Source organism: Xanthomonas sp. AM6, assembly GCF_025665335.1.
GTDB lineage: Bacteria > Pseudomonadota > Gammaproteobacteria > Xanthomonadales > Xanthomonadaceae > Xanthomonas_A.
Genome location: NZ_CP106869.1, coordinates 1,765,387 through 1,779,752 on the forward strand (window position 1 = coordinate 1,765,387; position 14,366 = coordinate 1,779,752).

Genomic DNA, 14,366 nt, shown 5'->3' on the forward strand with positions numbered 1-14,366 from the left:
TTCCTTTGGCCGTGGCGGGACGGGATCAGGCGTTCTTCTTCGCCAGCTTGCGCGCCTCGCGCTTGAGCGGGCCGGCGGTGGGGCAGACCTCGAAGGCGAAGCCGCTGAGCGTGTTGACCAGGTTGTCGGGAGTCAGCCGGTAGACCACGAACTGGCCGCGGCGCTCGCTCGACACCAGGCCGGCGGCTTCCAGTACCGACAGGTGCCGCGAGATCGCCGGCGCGCTCATCGCGAAGCGCTGCCCGATCTGCCCGGCGGTGAGCTCCTGCGCCGACAGGTAGGCGAGGATCTCGCGGCGCGGGCGCGAGGCGAGGGCTTCGAAGACGCGGTCGATGGACATCAGGGGTTAGATAATTAACGAATTAGCTAATTAATGACGCGTTGCTGGGCGCGTGTCAAGTGCCGAGCCGCCGCGGTCCCGATCCGGGCAATGGCGTTCGGGCAACGCTCTTGCAAGAGCGGCTTCAGCCGCGACAGACACGCTCCGTAGAGCGACGGACACGTAAAGCGGGAGGCGCCATCCGTAGGACCTGTCGCGGCTGAAGCCGCTCCTGCAAAAGCGCGCGGCCAGACGGGGAAAACCAGTTCGCCGTTGGCGGCAGCCCCAGCGGTTCCGCCAAAAGCGCGTGGCCAGGCGGAAAAAACTAGCGCGCCCTCGGCGGCAGCCCCAGCAATTCCGCCGGCAGCGCCGGCATCGGCGTGCGTTCGTCCAGCGCTTCGCGCTTGAGCCAGTCGATGAACTGGCTGGCCGCCGGGCTGGGCAGGCGGTGGCCGGGATGCACGATGTAGTAGGAATAGCGCGCCTTCAACGCCGGGCCGGGCAGGCGCACCAGTTCGTAGCGCTGCAGGTAGGGCTGGGCGATGTGCTTGCGCGCCAGCACCGCGCCGACGCCGTACACCGCCGCGCGCATCGCGTCGGTGCTGTCGTTGAAGGTGTGCATCGGCGGCAGCGCCACGCCGCGCACCGCGGCGGCGCGGAACCAGTCGCGCCAGCCCTGCGGCGACATGTCGCTGAGCAGCGGCAACTGCGCGATCTGCTCGGGGTGGCGCAACGTGGCCAATTGCGGCAGCGCCGGCGAGGCCACCGGGAACAGTTCGTCGTCCATCAGGTGGTGCGAGGTCAGCCCCGGCCACGCGCCCTGGCCGTAGCGGATGCCCAGCTCCGGGCCGCCGTCCTCGAAGCGCGAGAACGCCGCGTCGGTCTGGATGTCCAGGCGCACGTGCGGATGCGCCTGGCAGAAGCGCGGCAGCCGCGGCAGCAGCCAGCAATAGGACAGCGAGCGCAGCGTGGTGATGCGCAGCGGCGCGGTATCGGCCTGCGGATGCAGGTTGCCGGCCACCGCGGCGATGTCGGCCAGGGCCGCGCTGGCCGCGTCGGCCAGTTGCCGGCCCTCGGCGGTGAGCTTGACCCCGCGCGCATGGCGCTGGAACAGCGTTGCGCCGAGCAGCGCCTCCAGCTTGCGCACGTGGTGGCTGACCGCGCTGGCGGTCAGGTGCAGCTCCTCCGCGGCATGGGCGAAGTTCTGGTGGCGCGCCGCGGCGGCGAACACGCCGAGCGCGGGCAGCAGGGCAGGGCGCAGTTGCATGGGCAGACACGCGGCAGATTTGTGGCTCGCGACGATATCACGCGCTTGTGGGCGTTGCGGCGGCGCGCGATCCTGGCAGCCATGCGCAGGATGCGGGGCCGACATGGCCCACGCAGGCGCGGCCCCCGGCGCTCCGCCGCCCGCTTGTTGCCTGGCGGCACCAGGGCGGCGAGACGGCGGCACGATCGATGGCACGCGACAGACCCAACCCAGGAGACAGCACGGTGAATGCAGCCAATCCCGCGTCCGGCGATCCTGCCGACGGCCATCCGGTGGCGGCGGTGCGCGACTGGCGCACGCCGCTGGAACTGCTGTTCCTGGGCATCGTCTGGGGCTGCTCGTTCCTGTTCATGCGCGTGGCGGCGCCGCAGTTCGGCGCCTATGCGCTGGTGGAGCTGCGCCTGGCGCTGGGCGCGACGGTACTGCTGCCGTTCCTGTGGATGGCGCGCGCGCGCTTCCCGCTGCGGCGCTGGCCGACGCTGGCGGCGATCGGGCTGCTCAACTCGGCGCTGCCGTTCCTGCTGTTCGCCTGGGGCGCGCAGCACGCGCCGGCCGCGATCGGCGCGATCTGCAATGCGATGACCGTGCTGTTCACCGCGCTGATCGCGTTCCTGTTCTTCGGCGAGAAGATCGGCGCGCGCCGCGCCGTGGCCTTGCTGATCGGCTTCGTCGGCATCGTGGTGCTGGCCACCGGCAAGTCGGCCGGGCTGAGCGTGGGGCCGGCCGCGTTCGCCGGCGCCACCGCCTCGCTGCTGTACGGCATCGGCTACAGCCTGGTGAAGCGCTACATGAGCGACCTGCCGCCGGCGGCGGCCGCCGCTTCCACCCTGGGCTGCAGCGCGCTGCTGCTGGCGCCGCTGGCGTGGACGCATTGGCCGGCCGCGCCGGTGCCGGCGGCCGCCTGGGCCTGCGCCGGCGCGCTGGGCGTGCTCTGCACCGGCCTGGCGTTCCTGATGTACTACCGGCTGATCCAGCGCATCGGCCCGGCGCGCGCCTCGACGGTGACCTACCTGGTGCCGGTGTTCGGCGCGCTGCTGTCCTGGGCGATCCTGGGCGAGCCGCTGACCTGGAGCATGCTGCTGGCCGGCGCGCTGATCCTGGGCAGCGTCGCCTTCAGCCAGCGCGCGCGCTAGGGCGTCGCCGATTCCGTCGGCGGCCAGGTTCATGCCACACGGCTCTTGCGGGCGCGGATGGCAGGCAAGAACGGGCGGACGGATACTTTCCTGACCTGGGCACGCCCGGGAACCGACGACACGCGCCGAAGGACATGCCGATGACCGCTTCCCTGCTCGCATCGCAGTTCGCCTACAAGGCCTGGGCCAACGCCGAGCTGCTGCAGGCGCTGGCGCAGATCGATGCGGCCGCGTTTCCGGCGCAGCGCCAGCGCGCCATCCGGCTGTTGAACCACACCTATGTGGTGGACCGGATCTTCGCCGCGCACCTGGACGGCGCCACGCATGCGTTCGCCGCCAGCAACACGCCGCACACGCCGGAGCTGGACGCGTTGCACGCGGCCATCGCCGACTCCGACCGCTGGTATGCCGGCTACGTCGCCGGGCTCGCTGCGCACGCGCTGCAACAGCCGCTCGCGTTCCGCTTCACCGACGGCGACGCCGGCACCATGACCCGCGAGGAAATGCTGTTCCATGTGCTCGCGCACGGCGCCTACCACCGCGGCAACATCGCCATGCTGCTGGGCGACTGCGGGGTGGAGCAGCCGCGCGAACTGTTCACCCGCTTCCTGCACGCGCGCGAACCCGGGCGCCGCGGCGCGGCGCCCGCCTGAGCGCCGGTGCGCGCCGCGTACGCGCCGGCTGGCGCGCGCCGGCCGGCTACTGCGGCGGCGTGCGCACCGGCAGCGGCACGTTGCACAGGTCGATGTGCCCGGCCGGGCGCTTGTAGAAATCGTCCCGGCGGTTGCGCCGCGCTTCGGCTACGTCGCGGAAGGTCTGGGTGTCGGTGCGCAGCAGTTGCAGCGGGGTGCGTTCGGCCGCGGGCACGTCGCTGGCGAGCGTGATCGCGCGGATCGGGGTGCGCTGTGCGGGCTTGGCGTAGAAGCCCATCGGGTCCGGCCCGCGCGGGATCACGCTGAGCAGTTCCATGCCCTTGACCACGCGCCCGACCACGGTGATGTTGCGGTCCAGCTGCCGCGGCGATTGCCCGGTGACCACGTACAGTTCGGCGCCGATGCTGCTGTCCTCGTCGTTGTTGCGGCCGGCGCCGAGGGTGCCATAGCAGTGCGCCAGCCATGCCGTGCCGTCCTTGGGATCGCGCGCGGCCGGGAAGCCGTCGACGAAACCGACCTGCGGCGCCCAGCCGTCGCTGTCCGGAAGCGCCTGGAACGCCAGGCCCTTGGCCGGGCGCTGGAATTCGGCGGGCAGGTGCCGCTTGGCCGAGCCCAGCGCTTTGGCCTTGCCCGGCTCCTCGCCGTCGGGATCGCCGAACTGCACCACGAAGTTGTCCTGCGAGCGGTAGATGCTCAGGCCGTCCCAGAAGTGCTCGTGGGCCAGGGTGCGGATGTTGCCGACATGCTCCGGCGCGAACGCCGGCGCCAGCTCGATGACCACGCGGCCGCCGTCCAGGTCCAGGTACAGCGTGTTGGCCGGGTCCAGCGTGCGCCAGTCGCCGGGCTTGGACGCATCCAGGATCTGCTGCGGGCTGCGATACGGCGCGGCAGGCGCGGCCGCCAGCGCGGCGGTGGCGGACGACAGCAACGCGAGGGCGAGCAGGGCGGGGCGCAAGGGCATGGCGGCAGCCTGGAGGACGGTAGCCGATTCTTACCCAGGCACCGGCAACTGCCAATGGCGGCGCCGGCCTGACCGGTTCGCGCGGCGGAGACGGCGGCAAGGCAAGTCCGCCATCGCCCGTCGCAGCGGCCGCCAGAGGCGAGGAGTGCACGACGCGCCGCATGACTACTGGCACATTCGCTATACCCAACTCAACACTAGTATGCATTCCAACCTAGTGGGAGGCGTCATGGTCGAGCCGGATGCGCAGCTGAGGAAGTTCCAGAAGGAGCTGAGCGCCGGCACCGTGTCGCTTGCGCTGCTGGCGGTGCTGGCCGAGGCGGACGAGCCGATGTATGGCTACCTGATCGCCAAGCGCCTGGAGAAAGTGGGCGAAGGCGTGCTCAGCGGCAAGCAGAGCGCGCTGTATCCGGTGCTGCGCAACCTGGAAGGGGCCGGGTTGCTGCTCAGCCACGTCGAGCCGTCGATGGCCGGGCCGCCGCGGCGCTACTACCGCATTACCGAGCAGGGGCGCGAGGCGCTGCAGCAATGGGCTGCCGCGTGGCGCGCCACCCGCGATTCCGTCGATTCCGTGCTGGAGGGGGTTTCAGAATGAACATCGAACACGTTGCGGTGCGGCCGTTGCCGACCACCATTCCCGAATACCTGGCCCAGCTGCGCGCGGCCCTGGCCGGCGCCGATCCGGCGATGATCCAGGACGCGCTCTACGATGCGGAGGAATACCTGCGTTCGGAACTGGCCGAGCAGGCCGGCAAGAGCGAGGCCGAGATCATCGCCGGGGTGGCCGGCAGCTACGGCGCCCCGGAAGAGGTGGCCGAGATCTACCGCGAAACCGAGGTGACGGTGAGCCGCGCGCTGAAGCCGCCGGCGCCGCCCAAGCGCAAGTCGCTGCTCGGCCGCTTCTTCGGCGTGGCCGCCGATCCGCGCGCCTACGGCGCGTTGTTCTACATGCTGCTGTCGCTGGTCACCGGCATCTTCTACTTCACCTGGGTGGTCACCGGCGCCAGCACTTCGCTGGGCCTGCTGATCCTGATCGTCGGCGTGCCGCTGCTGGTGCTGTTCTTCGGCTCGGTGCGGGTGCTGTCGCTGGTCGAAGGGCGCATGGTCGAGGTATTGCTCGGCGAGCGCATGCCGCGGCGCCCGCTGTACAGCGAGCGCGAGCAGCCATGGCTGCGGCGCATCGGGCAGATGTTCACCGACGCGCGCACCTGGACCACGATGCTGTACTTCCTGCTGATGCTGCCGCTGGGGATCCTCTACTTCAGCGTGTTCATCACCCTGCTGAGCACGTCGCTGGCGTTCGTGGCCGCGCCGCTGGCGCTGCTGTTCCCGAACGATTTCTACATGGCCTTCGGCGACGGGAACATGGCCCAGGACGCGCCGTGGCTGCTGTTGCTGTGGAGCGTGCTGGGCGTCGTGATGCTGTTCGGCACGCTGCACCTGGCGCGCGCGCTCGGCAAGCTGCACGGCCTGCTGGCCAAGCAACTGCTGGTGCACAGTTCGGCGCAGTGATCGACCTCGCGCCGCCGGATGCAGAAGAAGGCGGGGCTGTGCCGACCGGCGAAGCGTTTCGGGACTGAAAGCTGCTCCACGAGAGCGCGCCCGCGACATCCGCGCGGCGGATGCGCAAGTCTCATTCGACGAGGGGCGAGTGCGCGCGGTCTCGCAGATTCCCTGGCCGCCGGCAGCTGCTCGCAGCTGCCGGCGCCGCGCTCAGCCGGCCTTGCGGCTGCCGCGGCGCTTGAGCGGGGTGACGTTGCCGCGCGGCGCCTGCGCGGCGGCGGACGCGTTGGCGGCGATGAAGGCCCGCACCTGCGGATAGACGATGTCGCGCCAGCGGCGGCCGCTGAAGATGCCGTAGTGGCCGGCGCCTTCCACTTCCAGGTGCTGGCGGCGCTGCGCGGCGATGCCGGTGCACAGGTCGTGCGCGGCGGCGGTCTGGCCCAGGCCGGAGATGTCGTCCAGTTCGCCTTCGATGCTCAGCAGCGCGGTGTCGCGGATCGCCGCCGGGTCGACGCGTTCGCCGCCGATCACCCATTCCCCGCGCGGCAGCAGGAATTCCTGGAACACCACCCGGATCGTGTCCAGGTAGTAGCGCGCCGGCATGTCCAGCACCGCGTTGTATTCGTCGTAGAAGCGGCGGTGCGCCTCGGCGTCCTGCAGGTCGCCCTTGACCAGGTTGGCGTAGAAATCCCAATGCGACATGAAGTGCCGGCTGGGGTTCATCGCCAGGAACCCGGTGTGCTGCAGGAAGCCCGGATACACCGCGCGGCCGTGGCCGGGGTAGGCCTGCGGCACGGTGTGGATGACGTTGTGCTCGAACCACGACAGCGGGTTGCGCGTGGCCAGGTTGTTGACCTGGGTCGGGCTGCGGCGCGCGTCGATCGGCCCGCCCATCATCACCAGCGAGCGCGGCGTGGCTTCGCCGCGGCCGGCCATCAGCGACACCGCGGCCAGCACCGGCACGGTCGGCTGGCACACGCTGATCACGTGCAGCTTGTCGGCGCCGATGTGGCGGATGAAGTCCTGCACGTAGTTGACGTAGTCGTCCAGGCCGAAGTCGCCTTCGCTCTGCGGCACCATGCGCGCGTCGATCCAGTCGGTGACGTAGACCTTGTGGTCGCGCAGCAGGGTGCGCACGGTATCGCGCAGCAGCGTGGCGTGGTGGCCGGACAGCGGCGCCACCACCAGTACGGCCGGTTGCTGCTTGAGCCCGGCCACGACCTTGGCGTCGTCGCTGAAGCGCTTGAAGCGCAGCAGGCGGCAGAACGGCTTGCGCAACACTTCCTGCTCGACGATCGGCAGCGGGTGGCCGTCGACCTCGACGTGGTCCAGCGCCCAGGCCGGCTTCTCGTAGTCCTTGCCGAGCCGGTGCAGCAGCTCGTTGCTGGCGGCCAGGCGCTCGGCGCCCGGCAGCGTGGCCCACAGGCTGTTGGCGTCGGAGAAGATCTTGGCGTTGGCCGCGGCCTGGTGGACCCAGGGGGCGAGCAGGTTGCGGGTCAGTTCGTGCCACTGGTAGAGCATGCCGGTGTTTCCATCCTGAGCGTATGCTGCCGTGCAGCATAGCCTATCGCGGCTGGTTGCACCTTAATGGGGCACCAGACCAATCGTTTCCAGCGCCGCCGCATCCCCCGCCAGCGCTGGCGACAGCCAGCAATGACTGCCGACCGGGCGCAGCCCCAGCGCACCAAACTGGCGCCGGTACCAGCGTGCCGGACGCGCCTGGAACCCGGCGTGGTCGCCGTCGAAGTCGTCCTCGCTGGCGAAGGTCTCCAGGAACGCGACCCCGCCGCACAGCTCGGCCAGGCCGGGCAGGCCCTGGCGCAACTCGCGGCTGGGCACGTAGTGCAGCACGTCCGAGCAGACCAGCAGGTCCACCGGCGCGCACGGCCGCAGCCAGGCGAAATCGCCGAACCGCGCCGGCCGCAGGTTGCGCTGGCGGCCGTAGCGCGCCACCGCGTACTCGCTGCTGTCGAAGCCCAGGTAGCGCAGTTTCGGCCGCAGCTTCAGCAGCGGCGCGCGCCAGGCGCCTTCGCCGCAGCCGATGTCGAGCACGCTGCGGACCGGCCGTTCCAGGTAGTACTCGGCCTGGGCGACGGCGAGCGCGACCTTGCGCGCCAGCCGCGCGGCGTCGCCGATGCCGCCGCGGCGGTACCAGCGCTGGAAATAGTCGGCGTCGTACTGTTTGTCCATGCGGGCGGCTGGTCCGTGCGGGGGCGGGGCGAATCGGCGAAAATGGCGTGACATCCTACGCCAGCGACCCGGAGCCAGCGCATGCAACTCTATCTGTGGATCAAGTCCCTGCACCTGTTGTTCGTGGTCGCATGGATGGCGGCGGTGTTCTACCTGCCGCGGATCCTGGTCAACATTGCCGAGAGCGCGGGGCAGCCGGACGTGCAGGCGCGGCTGGTGCTGATGGGACAGCGCCTGTACCGCTTCGGCCACATGATGTTCGGCCTGGCGCTGCTGCTGGGGCTGACGCTGTGGCTGGGCTACAAGGTGCTGCCCGACTTCCCGACCATGGTCGCGCCCGGCCACAGCGGCTGGCTGCACGCCAAGCTGGGGCTGGTGGGGTTGCTGCTGGTCTATTTCGTGTTCACCGGGCGCTGGCTCAAGGGCGTGGCACAGGCGCGCCCGCTGCCGTCCTCGCGCACGCTGCGCCTGTTCAACGAAATGCCGGTGCTGGCGCTGCTGGTGGTGATCTGGCTGGTGTTGGCGAAGCCGTTCTGAGCCGGGATCGGGGATTCGAGATTCGGGATTGGCGGATGCCCTGGCCCGGGACATCCAATCCCTAATCCCTAATCCCGCGAAGCGGCTACGCCGCTTCGTACGCCCCATAGCCGCGCAGGCGCTCGTAGCGCTTCTGCAGCAGTTGCGCGATCGGCAGTTTTTCCAGGGCGTCCAGTTCGTTGAGCAGGACCGCCTTCAGGCGCCTGGCCATCTGCGTGGGGTTGCGGTGCGCGCCGCCGATCGGCTCGCGCACCACCTTGTCGACCAGGCCCAGCGCGGACAGGCGCTTGGCGGTCAGGCCGAGCTGCTCGGCGGCGTCTTTGGCCTTGGCCGCGTCCTTCCACAGGATCGAGGCGCAGCCTTCCGGCGAGATCACCGAATAGGTGCCGTATTCCAGCATCAATGTGCGGTCGCCGACGCCGATCGCCAGCGCGCCGCCGGAGCCGCCTTCGCCGATCACGGTGCAGATCACCGGCACCTTCAGCTCGGCCATCTCCAGCAGGTTGCGCGCGATTGCCTCGCTCTGGCCGCGCTCTTCGGCGCCGATGCCGGGGTAGGCGCCGGGGGTGTCGATGAAGGTCAGCAGCGGCAGCTTGAAGCGCTCGGCCAGCTTCATCAGCCGCAGCGCCTTGCGGTAGCCCTCCGGGCGCGGCATGCCGAAGTTGCGCGCGACCTTGGTCTTGGTGTCGCGGCCCTTCTGGTGGCCGATGATGACCACCGGGCGCCCGTCGATGCGGCCCAGGCCGCCGACGATGGCCTTGTCGTCGGCGAACGCGCGGTCGCCGGCCAGCTCCTGGAACTCGTCGCAGAACACGTTGATGTAGTCCAGCGTGTACGGCCGCTGCGGATGCCGCGCCAGCTGCGAGATCTGCCACGACGACAGGTCGCGGAAGATCTGCGCGGTGCGCACCCGCAGCTTGTCCTGCAGCGCCCGCACCTCGGTGTCGACGTTGACCGCCGGGCCGGTGCTGGCATTGCGCAGTTCCTGGATCTTGGCTTCCAGATCGGCGATGGGTTGCTCGAAGTCGAGGTAGTTCGGATTCATTGGAAACCGTCGTGAACTAAAGCGGCAAGTGTAGCCGAACGGCTGCGGCCGACCCGTACGGGGCCGTGCGGTCGCCGTGGCGCGGGAAAGAGCGGTGGAGCCGGCAATCAGTGGCGCGGATCGGCGGCCGCGGCCGGCGCGGCGGCGACCAGCGCCGGGCTGCCGAAGGCCTGGCCGAGCTGCAGCACGAAGTCGTTGCGCGCCTGGTTCGCCTCGGGGCCGAGATCCGCGCCGAGCGTGGCGGTGGCCGCGGTGAATTGCATCATGGCCTGGAAGTAGTCCTTCTGCAGCTGGCGCTGCTGCGCCGGATCGGACGTGCGCAGGTAGCGCGCGTGGAGCTGGCGCAGCGGCGCCGCGTGCGCCTCGAACGCCGGCGCCAGCGGCGGCAGCGCCGCTGGCGCGGGGTCCAGCGTCCGCCGCGGCGCGCGCCAGTCCGGCGCGCGCTGCTGCGCGAAGTAGCCCGGCTGGCCGCTGCCGGCTTCGTAGTAGGCGATGAACTCGGCGGCGCCGAACAGCTTGGACTTGATGTTGCCGCCGCGGTCGGCGACGTAGGCCACGGTGCGCTCGGGAAACGGTTCGCGCAGCCCGTAGTCCCACTGCTTGCCGATGAACAGCGCATGCCGCGCCTCGAACGGGCCGCGGACGGTCACCCCCTGCAGGGTCAGCGTGTCCTGCACCGTGCCGAAGTTCTTCAGCTTGGAGGCGTCGGTGACGTAGATCTACCGGCCGATCACGTAGTCGGACAGGGTCGGGTTGATCAGCCCGCCGTTGCCGCCGGCGTAGACGATGAAGGGCACCTCGCCCAGCGCGTCGGTGCGCAGCCGGTGCGCGCCGGGCGCCAGTTCGAGCGTGGTCGAACTGTCCGCGGCCACGTCGTAGGCCTGGTCGTCGACGACGATGCGCAGCGGCGCCGCGGTCGGGTTGTCGACCACGAAGCGCTGCGCCGCTTCGCCGCAGCCGCCGAGCAGCGCGGCGCATGCCAACAGGATCAGGAAACGGGTCATGGCGAGTGCTCGCTTGCAGGAAGGAGGGCGGCGCCGCGCGGGCAGCGCCCGGCGCAGGCTCAGGTCGCCCACGGCGGGTTGTACTTGACCTTCACCGCGCGCACGCCCGGATCGGCGCGCAGGGTGTCCAGCAGCTGCGGGTCCACGCGCACCGAATGGCTGCCGTTGAGGTCGAGCATGCCGGCCACGCTGCCTTGCTCCGCGGCCAGCAGCAGGTCCAGGCGCAGCGGCGTCTTGCCGGGGCGGTGGCGCGCCAGCAGCGCGTCGATGCGCGGCCAGGTGCTGCGTTGGCGCAGGTCCAGGCGCAGCGACAGGCGCTGCGCGTGGTGGGTGCAGATCTGTTCGTAGTCCCAGCACTGGCGGATGCGCATGGCATAGCCGCCATTGAATTCGTCCTCGCGCACGCCGCCCTTGACGATCAGGATGCGGTCGCGGGTCAGCAGGTGGCCGAACTCGGCGATGGCGTCGGTGAACGCGCTGCACTCGATCCGGCCGCGGCCGTCTTCCAGTTGCACGAACACCTGGCTGTCGCCCTTGCGGCGCACGCCGACCACCTGGCCGGCGAGGATCGCGCTGGTTTCCGGGCGCCAGGCGCGTTTCTCGCCGTCGCCGCCGCCGCGCCCGCCGCCGGATGGCGCGCAGATCTTCTCCAGCGCGCTCAGGTCGCAGCCGACCAGCTCGCGCACTTCCTCGCGGTACGGATCGAACGGGTGGCCGCTGAGGTAGAAGCCCAGCGTCTCGCGTTCGCCGGTCAGCAGCTGGCCCAGCGGCCATTCCTTGCTTTCCGGCAGCTCCAGGCGCAGCGCCGGGGCGCTGGTATCGGCGCCGCCGAACAGCGAGTTCTGCCCGGAGGCGCGTTCGCGCGCCATCTGCTCGGTGGCCTTCATCACTTCCGGCAGCTGCAGCATCAGCGTGGCGCGGTTGCTGCCCAGCCCGTCCATCGCGCCGGCGTTGATCAGCGCTTCCAGGGTGCGCTTGTTGAGCTTGGCCGATTCCACGCGCGTGCAGAAATCCAGCAGCGAGGCGTACTCGCCGCCGCGCTCGCGCTCGGCCACGATCGCCTCGCAGGCGCCGCGGCCCACGCCCTTGATCGCGCCCAGCCCGTACTGGATGGTGTCCGGGGTGGCCGCGGCGAACATGTACGCCGAGGCGTTGATCCGCGGCGGCAGCACGGTCAGGCCGAGGTTGCGCACCTCGTCGAGGAAGCCCACCACCTTGTCGGTGTTGTCCATGTCCGAGGACAGCGTCGCGGCCATGAACTCGGCCGGGTAGTGCCGCTTCAGCCACGCGGTCTGGTAGCTGACCAGCGCGTAGGCGGCGGCGTGCGACTTGTTGAAGCCGTAGCCGGCGAACTTCTCCATCAGGTCGAAGATTTCGTCGGCCTTGGCCTGGCCGACGCCGCCCTTGGCCGCGCCCTCGCGGAAGATCTCGCGGTGCTTGGCCATTTCCGCCGGCACCTTCTTGCCCATCGCGCGGCGCAGCAGGTCCGCGCCGCCCAGCGAGTAGGCGCCGACGATCTGCGCCATCTGCATCACCTGCTCTTGGTACACCATGATGCCGTAGGTGTCCTTCAGGATCGCTTCGGTACGCGGATCGGGGTAGATGATCTCCTGCTGGCCGTGCTTGCGCGCGTTGAAGTCGGGGATCAGGTCCATCGGGCCGGGGCGGTACAGCGACACCAGCGCGATCAGGTCCTCGAAGCGGTCGGGCTTGGCGTCCTTCAGCAGCCGGCGCATGCCCGAGGATTCGAACTGGAACACCGCGCCGGTGTTGCCCGAGGCGAACACGCCCTTGTAGGTGGGCGCGTCGTCGAGCGGGATCGCGGTGATGTCCACCGGCGGGATGCCGGCGCGCGCATGCCGCGCGTTGATCGCCTTCACCGCCCAGTCGATGATGGTCAGCGTGCGCAGGCCGAGGAAGTCGAACTTGACCAGGCCGACCTGCTCGACGTCGTCCTTGTCGAACTGGGTGACCGGGTTCTTGCCCAGGTTGTCGACGTCGTGTTCGGCGAACAGCGGGCAGAAATCGGACAGCGGCGTCGGCGCGATCACCACGCCGCCGGCGTGCTTGCCGGCGTTGCGGGTCAGGTCCTCCAGCTGCCGCGCCAGGTCGATCAGGTCGCGGACGTCGTCCTCGCTCTGGTAGCGCTGGATCAGCTCCGGCGAGGCCATCTCGCTGTCCTTGCCTTCGCCCATCGCATCCTTCAGGGTGATGCCGAGGATGTTGGGGATCAGCTTGGCCACGCCGTCGACCAGGCCGTACGGGAAGCCGAGCACGCGGCCGCAGTCGCGCACCACCGCCTTGGCCGCCATGGTGCCGTAGGTGATGATCTGGCTGACCCGGTCGCGCCCGTACTTGCGCGCCACGTAGTCGATCACCTCGTCGCGGCGGTCCATGCAGAAGTCGATGTCGAAGTCGGGCATCGACACGCGTTCGGGGTTGAGGAAGCGCTCGAACAGCAGGTTGTACGGCAGCGGGTCCAGGTCGGTGATCTGCAGCGCCCAGGCCACCAGCGAGCCGGCGCCGGAGCCGCGGCCCGGGCCGATCGGGATGCCCTGGTTCTTGCCCCACTGGATGAAGTCGGCCACGATCAGGAAGTAGCCGGGGAAGCCCATCTTGATGATGGTGTCCAGCTCGAACTCGAGCCGGTCCACGTAGTCCTGGCGGGTCTTGCCCGGCGCCAGCGGGTTCTTCTCCAGGCGCGCGGCCAGGCCGTCGCGCGACTGGCTGCGGATCCAGCTGTCCAGCGTCTCGTTGTCGGGCACCGGGTAGGCGGGCAGGAAGTAGGTGCCCAGCTGCATCTCGATGTTGCAGCGCTGCGCCAGCGCCAGCGTGTTGTCGATCGCGTCGGGAATGTCGGCGAACAGCGCGGCCATTTCCTCCGACGACTTCAGGTACTGTTGGTCGCTGTACTCGCGCGGGCGCTTGGGATCGTCGAGCACGCGGCCGGAGGAGATGCACACCCGCGCCTCGTGCGCGGCGAAGTCGCTGGCGTACAGGAAGCGCACGTCGTTGCTGGCCACCACCGGCAGCCCGCGCATGCCGGCCGCGTGCAGCGCGAACTGGTTGAACGCCTCCTCGCCGTCGCGGCCGGTGCGGGTCAGTTCCAGGTGCAGGCCGTCGCCGAAGATGCGCTGCCAGTCGGCCAGCTGCTGCTCGGCCAGGTCGTGGCGGCCTTCGGCGGACAGGCGTCCGGCCAGGCTGTCGCGCCCGGCCAGCGCGAACAGGTTGTCGCTGCCGCCCTGCAGCCATTCCGGGCGGATCGCCACGCCGCCTTCGTTGCGGTGGCCCTCCAGCCAGGCGCGGGTCAGCAGCCGCGACAGGCTCAGGTAGCCGTCGCGGTTGCGGCACAGCACGGTGAGCCGCCACGGCGCCTGCGCGCCGTCGCTGATCAGCAGGTCGGCGCCGGCGATCGGCTTGATGCCCACGCCTTCGGCGGCCTTGTAGAACTTGACCAGCGCGAACAGGTTGTTCAGGTCGGTGACCGCGAGCGCGGGCAGCTCCAGCTCGACCGCGCGGCTGAGCAGGTTGGCCTGCTTGGCTTTCTTGGGGTCGGCCTGATCCGGTTTCTCGGGCACGCGGATGGTGGAATCCGCCAGCGAGAATTCGGTGTGGACGTGCAGATGGGCGAAGCGGGAAGTGGACATGCGGAACCAGGACGATGCCCGGTCAGGTTAGCCGCGGGGGGCGGGGCGAACAAGGCTTGACAGGACGATGGCCGGCAGCGGGCGCGCTGCCGCCGACGGGCGGGCGC

General features: G+C 70.1%; 13 protein-coding genes and 1 pseudogene. 5 read left to right on the forward strand and 9 right to left on the reverse strand.

Translation table 11 applies throughout. From position 1 onward, the window contains the following. Positions 1 to 25: 25 nt before the first annotated feature. Together OCJ37_RS07285 and OCJ37_RS07290 are read right to left on the reverse strand one after the other, a co-directional pair. On the reverse strand, positions 26 to 340 hold the full coding sequence (locus OCJ37_RS07285; protein WP_145707662.1) for a metalloregulator ArsR/SmtB family transcription factor: 315 nt from the start codon (positions 338 to 340) through the stop codon (positions 26 to 28). A 304-nt stretch (positions 341 to 644) separates the two neighbouring features. Continuing rightward, a complete protein-coding gene (locus tag OCJ37_RS07290; protein WP_263113004.1) occupies positions 645 to 1,586 on the reverse strand; it encodes a LysR substrate-binding domain-containing protein in 942 nt (313 codons plus the stop codon). Positions 1,587 to 1,810: 224 nt separating this feature from the next. Between OCJ37_RS07290 and OCJ37_RS07295 the strand changes: the two genes are divergently transcribed. Together OCJ37_RS07295 and OCJ37_RS07300 are read left to right on the forward strand one after the other, a co-directional pair. Next, positions 1,811 to 2,719, forward strand: coding sequence for a DMT family transporter (locus OCJ37_RS07295; protein WP_263113005.1), 909 nt, complete (start codon positions 1,811 to 1,813; stop codon positions 2,717 to 2,719). Positions 2,720 to 2,859: 140 nt separating this feature from the next. Then, positions 2,860 to 3,372 (forward strand): DinB family protein, encoded by a 513-nt coding sequence (locus tag OCJ37_RS07300; protein ID WP_263113006.1) that lies wholly within the window; start codon positions 2,860 to 2,862, stop codon positions 3,370 to 3,372. 46 nt (positions 3,373 to 3,418) lie between these two features. Here OCJ37_RS07300 and OCJ37_RS07305 read toward each other — a convergent pair. Then, positions 3,419 to 4,276: pseudogene (locus OCJ37_RS07305) on the reverse strand (peptidylprolyl isomerase); the annotation flags it as partial. 286 nt (positions 4,277 to 4,562) lie between these two features. On the opposite strand from OCJ37_RS07305, the gene OCJ37_RS07310 reads away from it, so the two are divergent. Beyond that, complete coding sequence (locus tag OCJ37_RS07310) at positions 4,563 to 4,928, forward strand: PadR family transcriptional regulator (protein WP_263113614.1); 366 nt, start codon at positions 4,563 to 4,565, stop codon at positions 4,926 to 4,928. 2 nt (positions 4,929 to 4,930) lie between these two features. Continuing rightward, a complete protein-coding gene (locus OCJ37_RS07315) occupies positions 4,931 to 5,845 on the forward strand; it encodes a sensor domain-containing protein (RefSeq protein WP_263113615.1) in 915 nt (304 codons plus the stop codon). Between the two features lie 201 nt (positions 5,846 to 6,046). On the opposite strand, the gene phaZ is transcribed toward OCJ37_RS07315, so the two are convergent. Together phaZ and OCJ37_RS07325 are read right to left on the reverse strand one after the other, a co-directional pair. Continuing rightward, positions 6,047 to 7,357 carry a polyhydroxyalkanoate depolymerase gene (phaZ, locus tag OCJ37_RS07320; protein WP_263113008.1) on the reverse strand — a complete coding sequence of 437 codons (1,311 nt, stop codon included), beginning with the start codon at positions 7,355 to 7,357 and terminating at the stop codon, positions 6,047 to 6,049. Between the two features lie 63 nt (positions 7,358 to 7,420). Next, entirely contained in the window at positions 7,421 to 8,026 is a 606-nt protein-coding gene (locus tag OCJ37_RS07325; RefSeq protein ID WP_263113009.1) for a class I SAM-dependent DNA methyltransferase, read from the reverse strand. Between the two features lie 81 nt (positions 8,027 to 8,107). Here OCJ37_RS07325 and OCJ37_RS07330 point away from each other — a divergent pair, with 81 nt between their 5' ends. After that, positions 8,108 to 8,563 carry a HemJ family protein gene (locus OCJ37_RS07330; protein ID WP_263113010.1) on the forward strand — a complete coding sequence of 152 codons (456 nt, stop codon included), beginning with the start codon at positions 8,108 to 8,110 and terminating at the stop codon, positions 8,561 to 8,563. A gap of 85 nt (positions 8,564 to 8,648) precedes the next feature. Here OCJ37_RS07330 and OCJ37_RS07335 read toward each other — a convergent pair whose 3' ends face one another. From OCJ37_RS07335 to dnaE, 4 genes are all read right to left on the reverse strand, one after another. Beyond that, complete coding sequence (locus OCJ37_RS07335) at positions 8,649 to 9,608, reverse strand: acetyl-CoA carboxylase carboxyltransferase subunit alpha (RefSeq protein ID WP_263113011.1); 960 nt, start codon at positions 9,606 to 9,608, stop codon at positions 8,649 to 8,651. A 107-nt stretch (positions 9,609 to 9,715) separates the two neighbouring features. Beyond that, on the reverse strand, positions 9,716 to 10,285 hold the full coding sequence (locus OCJ37_RS07340; RefSeq protein WP_263113012.1) for a hypothetical protein: 570 nt from the start codon (positions 10,283 to 10,285) through the stop codon (positions 9,716 to 9,718). A 42-nt stretch (positions 10,286 to 10,327) separates the two neighbouring features. After that, positions 10,328 to 10,612 (reverse strand): hypothetical protein, encoded by a 285-nt coding sequence (locus OCJ37_RS07345; protein WP_263113013.1) that lies wholly within the window; start codon positions 10,610 to 10,612, stop codon positions 10,328 to 10,330. A gap of 59 nt (positions 10,613 to 10,671) precedes the next feature. Next, positions 10,672 to 14,259 carry a DNA polymerase III subunit alpha gene (gene dnaE, locus OCJ37_RS07350; RefSeq protein ID WP_263113014.1) on the reverse strand — a complete coding sequence of 1,196 codons (3,588 nt, stop codon included), beginning with the start codon at positions 14,257 to 14,259 and terminating at the stop codon, positions 10,672 to 10,674. Positions 14,260 to 14,366: the final 107 nt, after the last annotated feature.

Excerpts from the sequence above, each read along its gene's own strand:
- OCJ37_RS07285 (WP_145707662.1), bottom strand. The coding sequence starts at position 340 with ATGTCCATCGACCGCGTCTTCGAAGCCCTCGCCTCGCGCCCGCGCCGC.
- OCJ37_RS07290 (WP_263113004.1), bottom strand. The coding sequence starts at position 1,586 with ATGCAACTGCGCCCTGCCCTGCTGCCCGCGCTCGGCGTGTTCGCCGCC.
- OCJ37_RS07300 (WP_263113006.1), top strand. The coding sequence starts at position 2,860 with ATGACCGCTTCCCTGCTCGCATCGCAGTTCGCCTACAAGGCCTGGGCC.
- OCJ37_RS07310 (WP_263113614.1), top strand. The coding sequence starts at position 4,563 with ATGGTCGAGCCGGATGCGCAGCTGAGGAAGTTCCAGAAGGAGCTGAGC.
- phaZ (WP_263113008.1), bottom strand. The coding sequence starts at position 7,357 with ATGCTCTACCAGTGGCACGAACTGACCCGCAACCTGCTCGCCCCCTGG.
- OCJ37_RS07325 (WP_263113009.1), bottom strand. The coding sequence starts at position 8,026 with ATGGACAAACAGTACGACGCCGACTATTTCCAGCGCTGGTACCGCCGC.
- OCJ37_RS07330 (WP_263113010.1), top strand. The coding sequence starts at position 8,108 with ATGCAACTCTATCTGTGGATCAAGTCCCTGCACCTGTTGTTCGTGGTC.
- OCJ37_RS07335 (WP_263113011.1), bottom strand. The coding sequence starts at position 9,608 with ATGAATCCGAACTACCTCGACTTCGAGCAACCCATCGCCGATCTGGAA.
- OCJ37_RS07345 (WP_263113013.1), bottom strand. The coding sequence starts at position 10,612 with ATGACCCGTTTCCTGATCCTGTTGGCATGCGCCGCGCTGCTCGGCGGC.
- dnaE (WP_263113014.1), bottom strand. The coding sequence starts at position 14,259 with ATGTCCACTTCCCGCTTCGCCCATCTGCACGTCCACACCGAATTCTCG.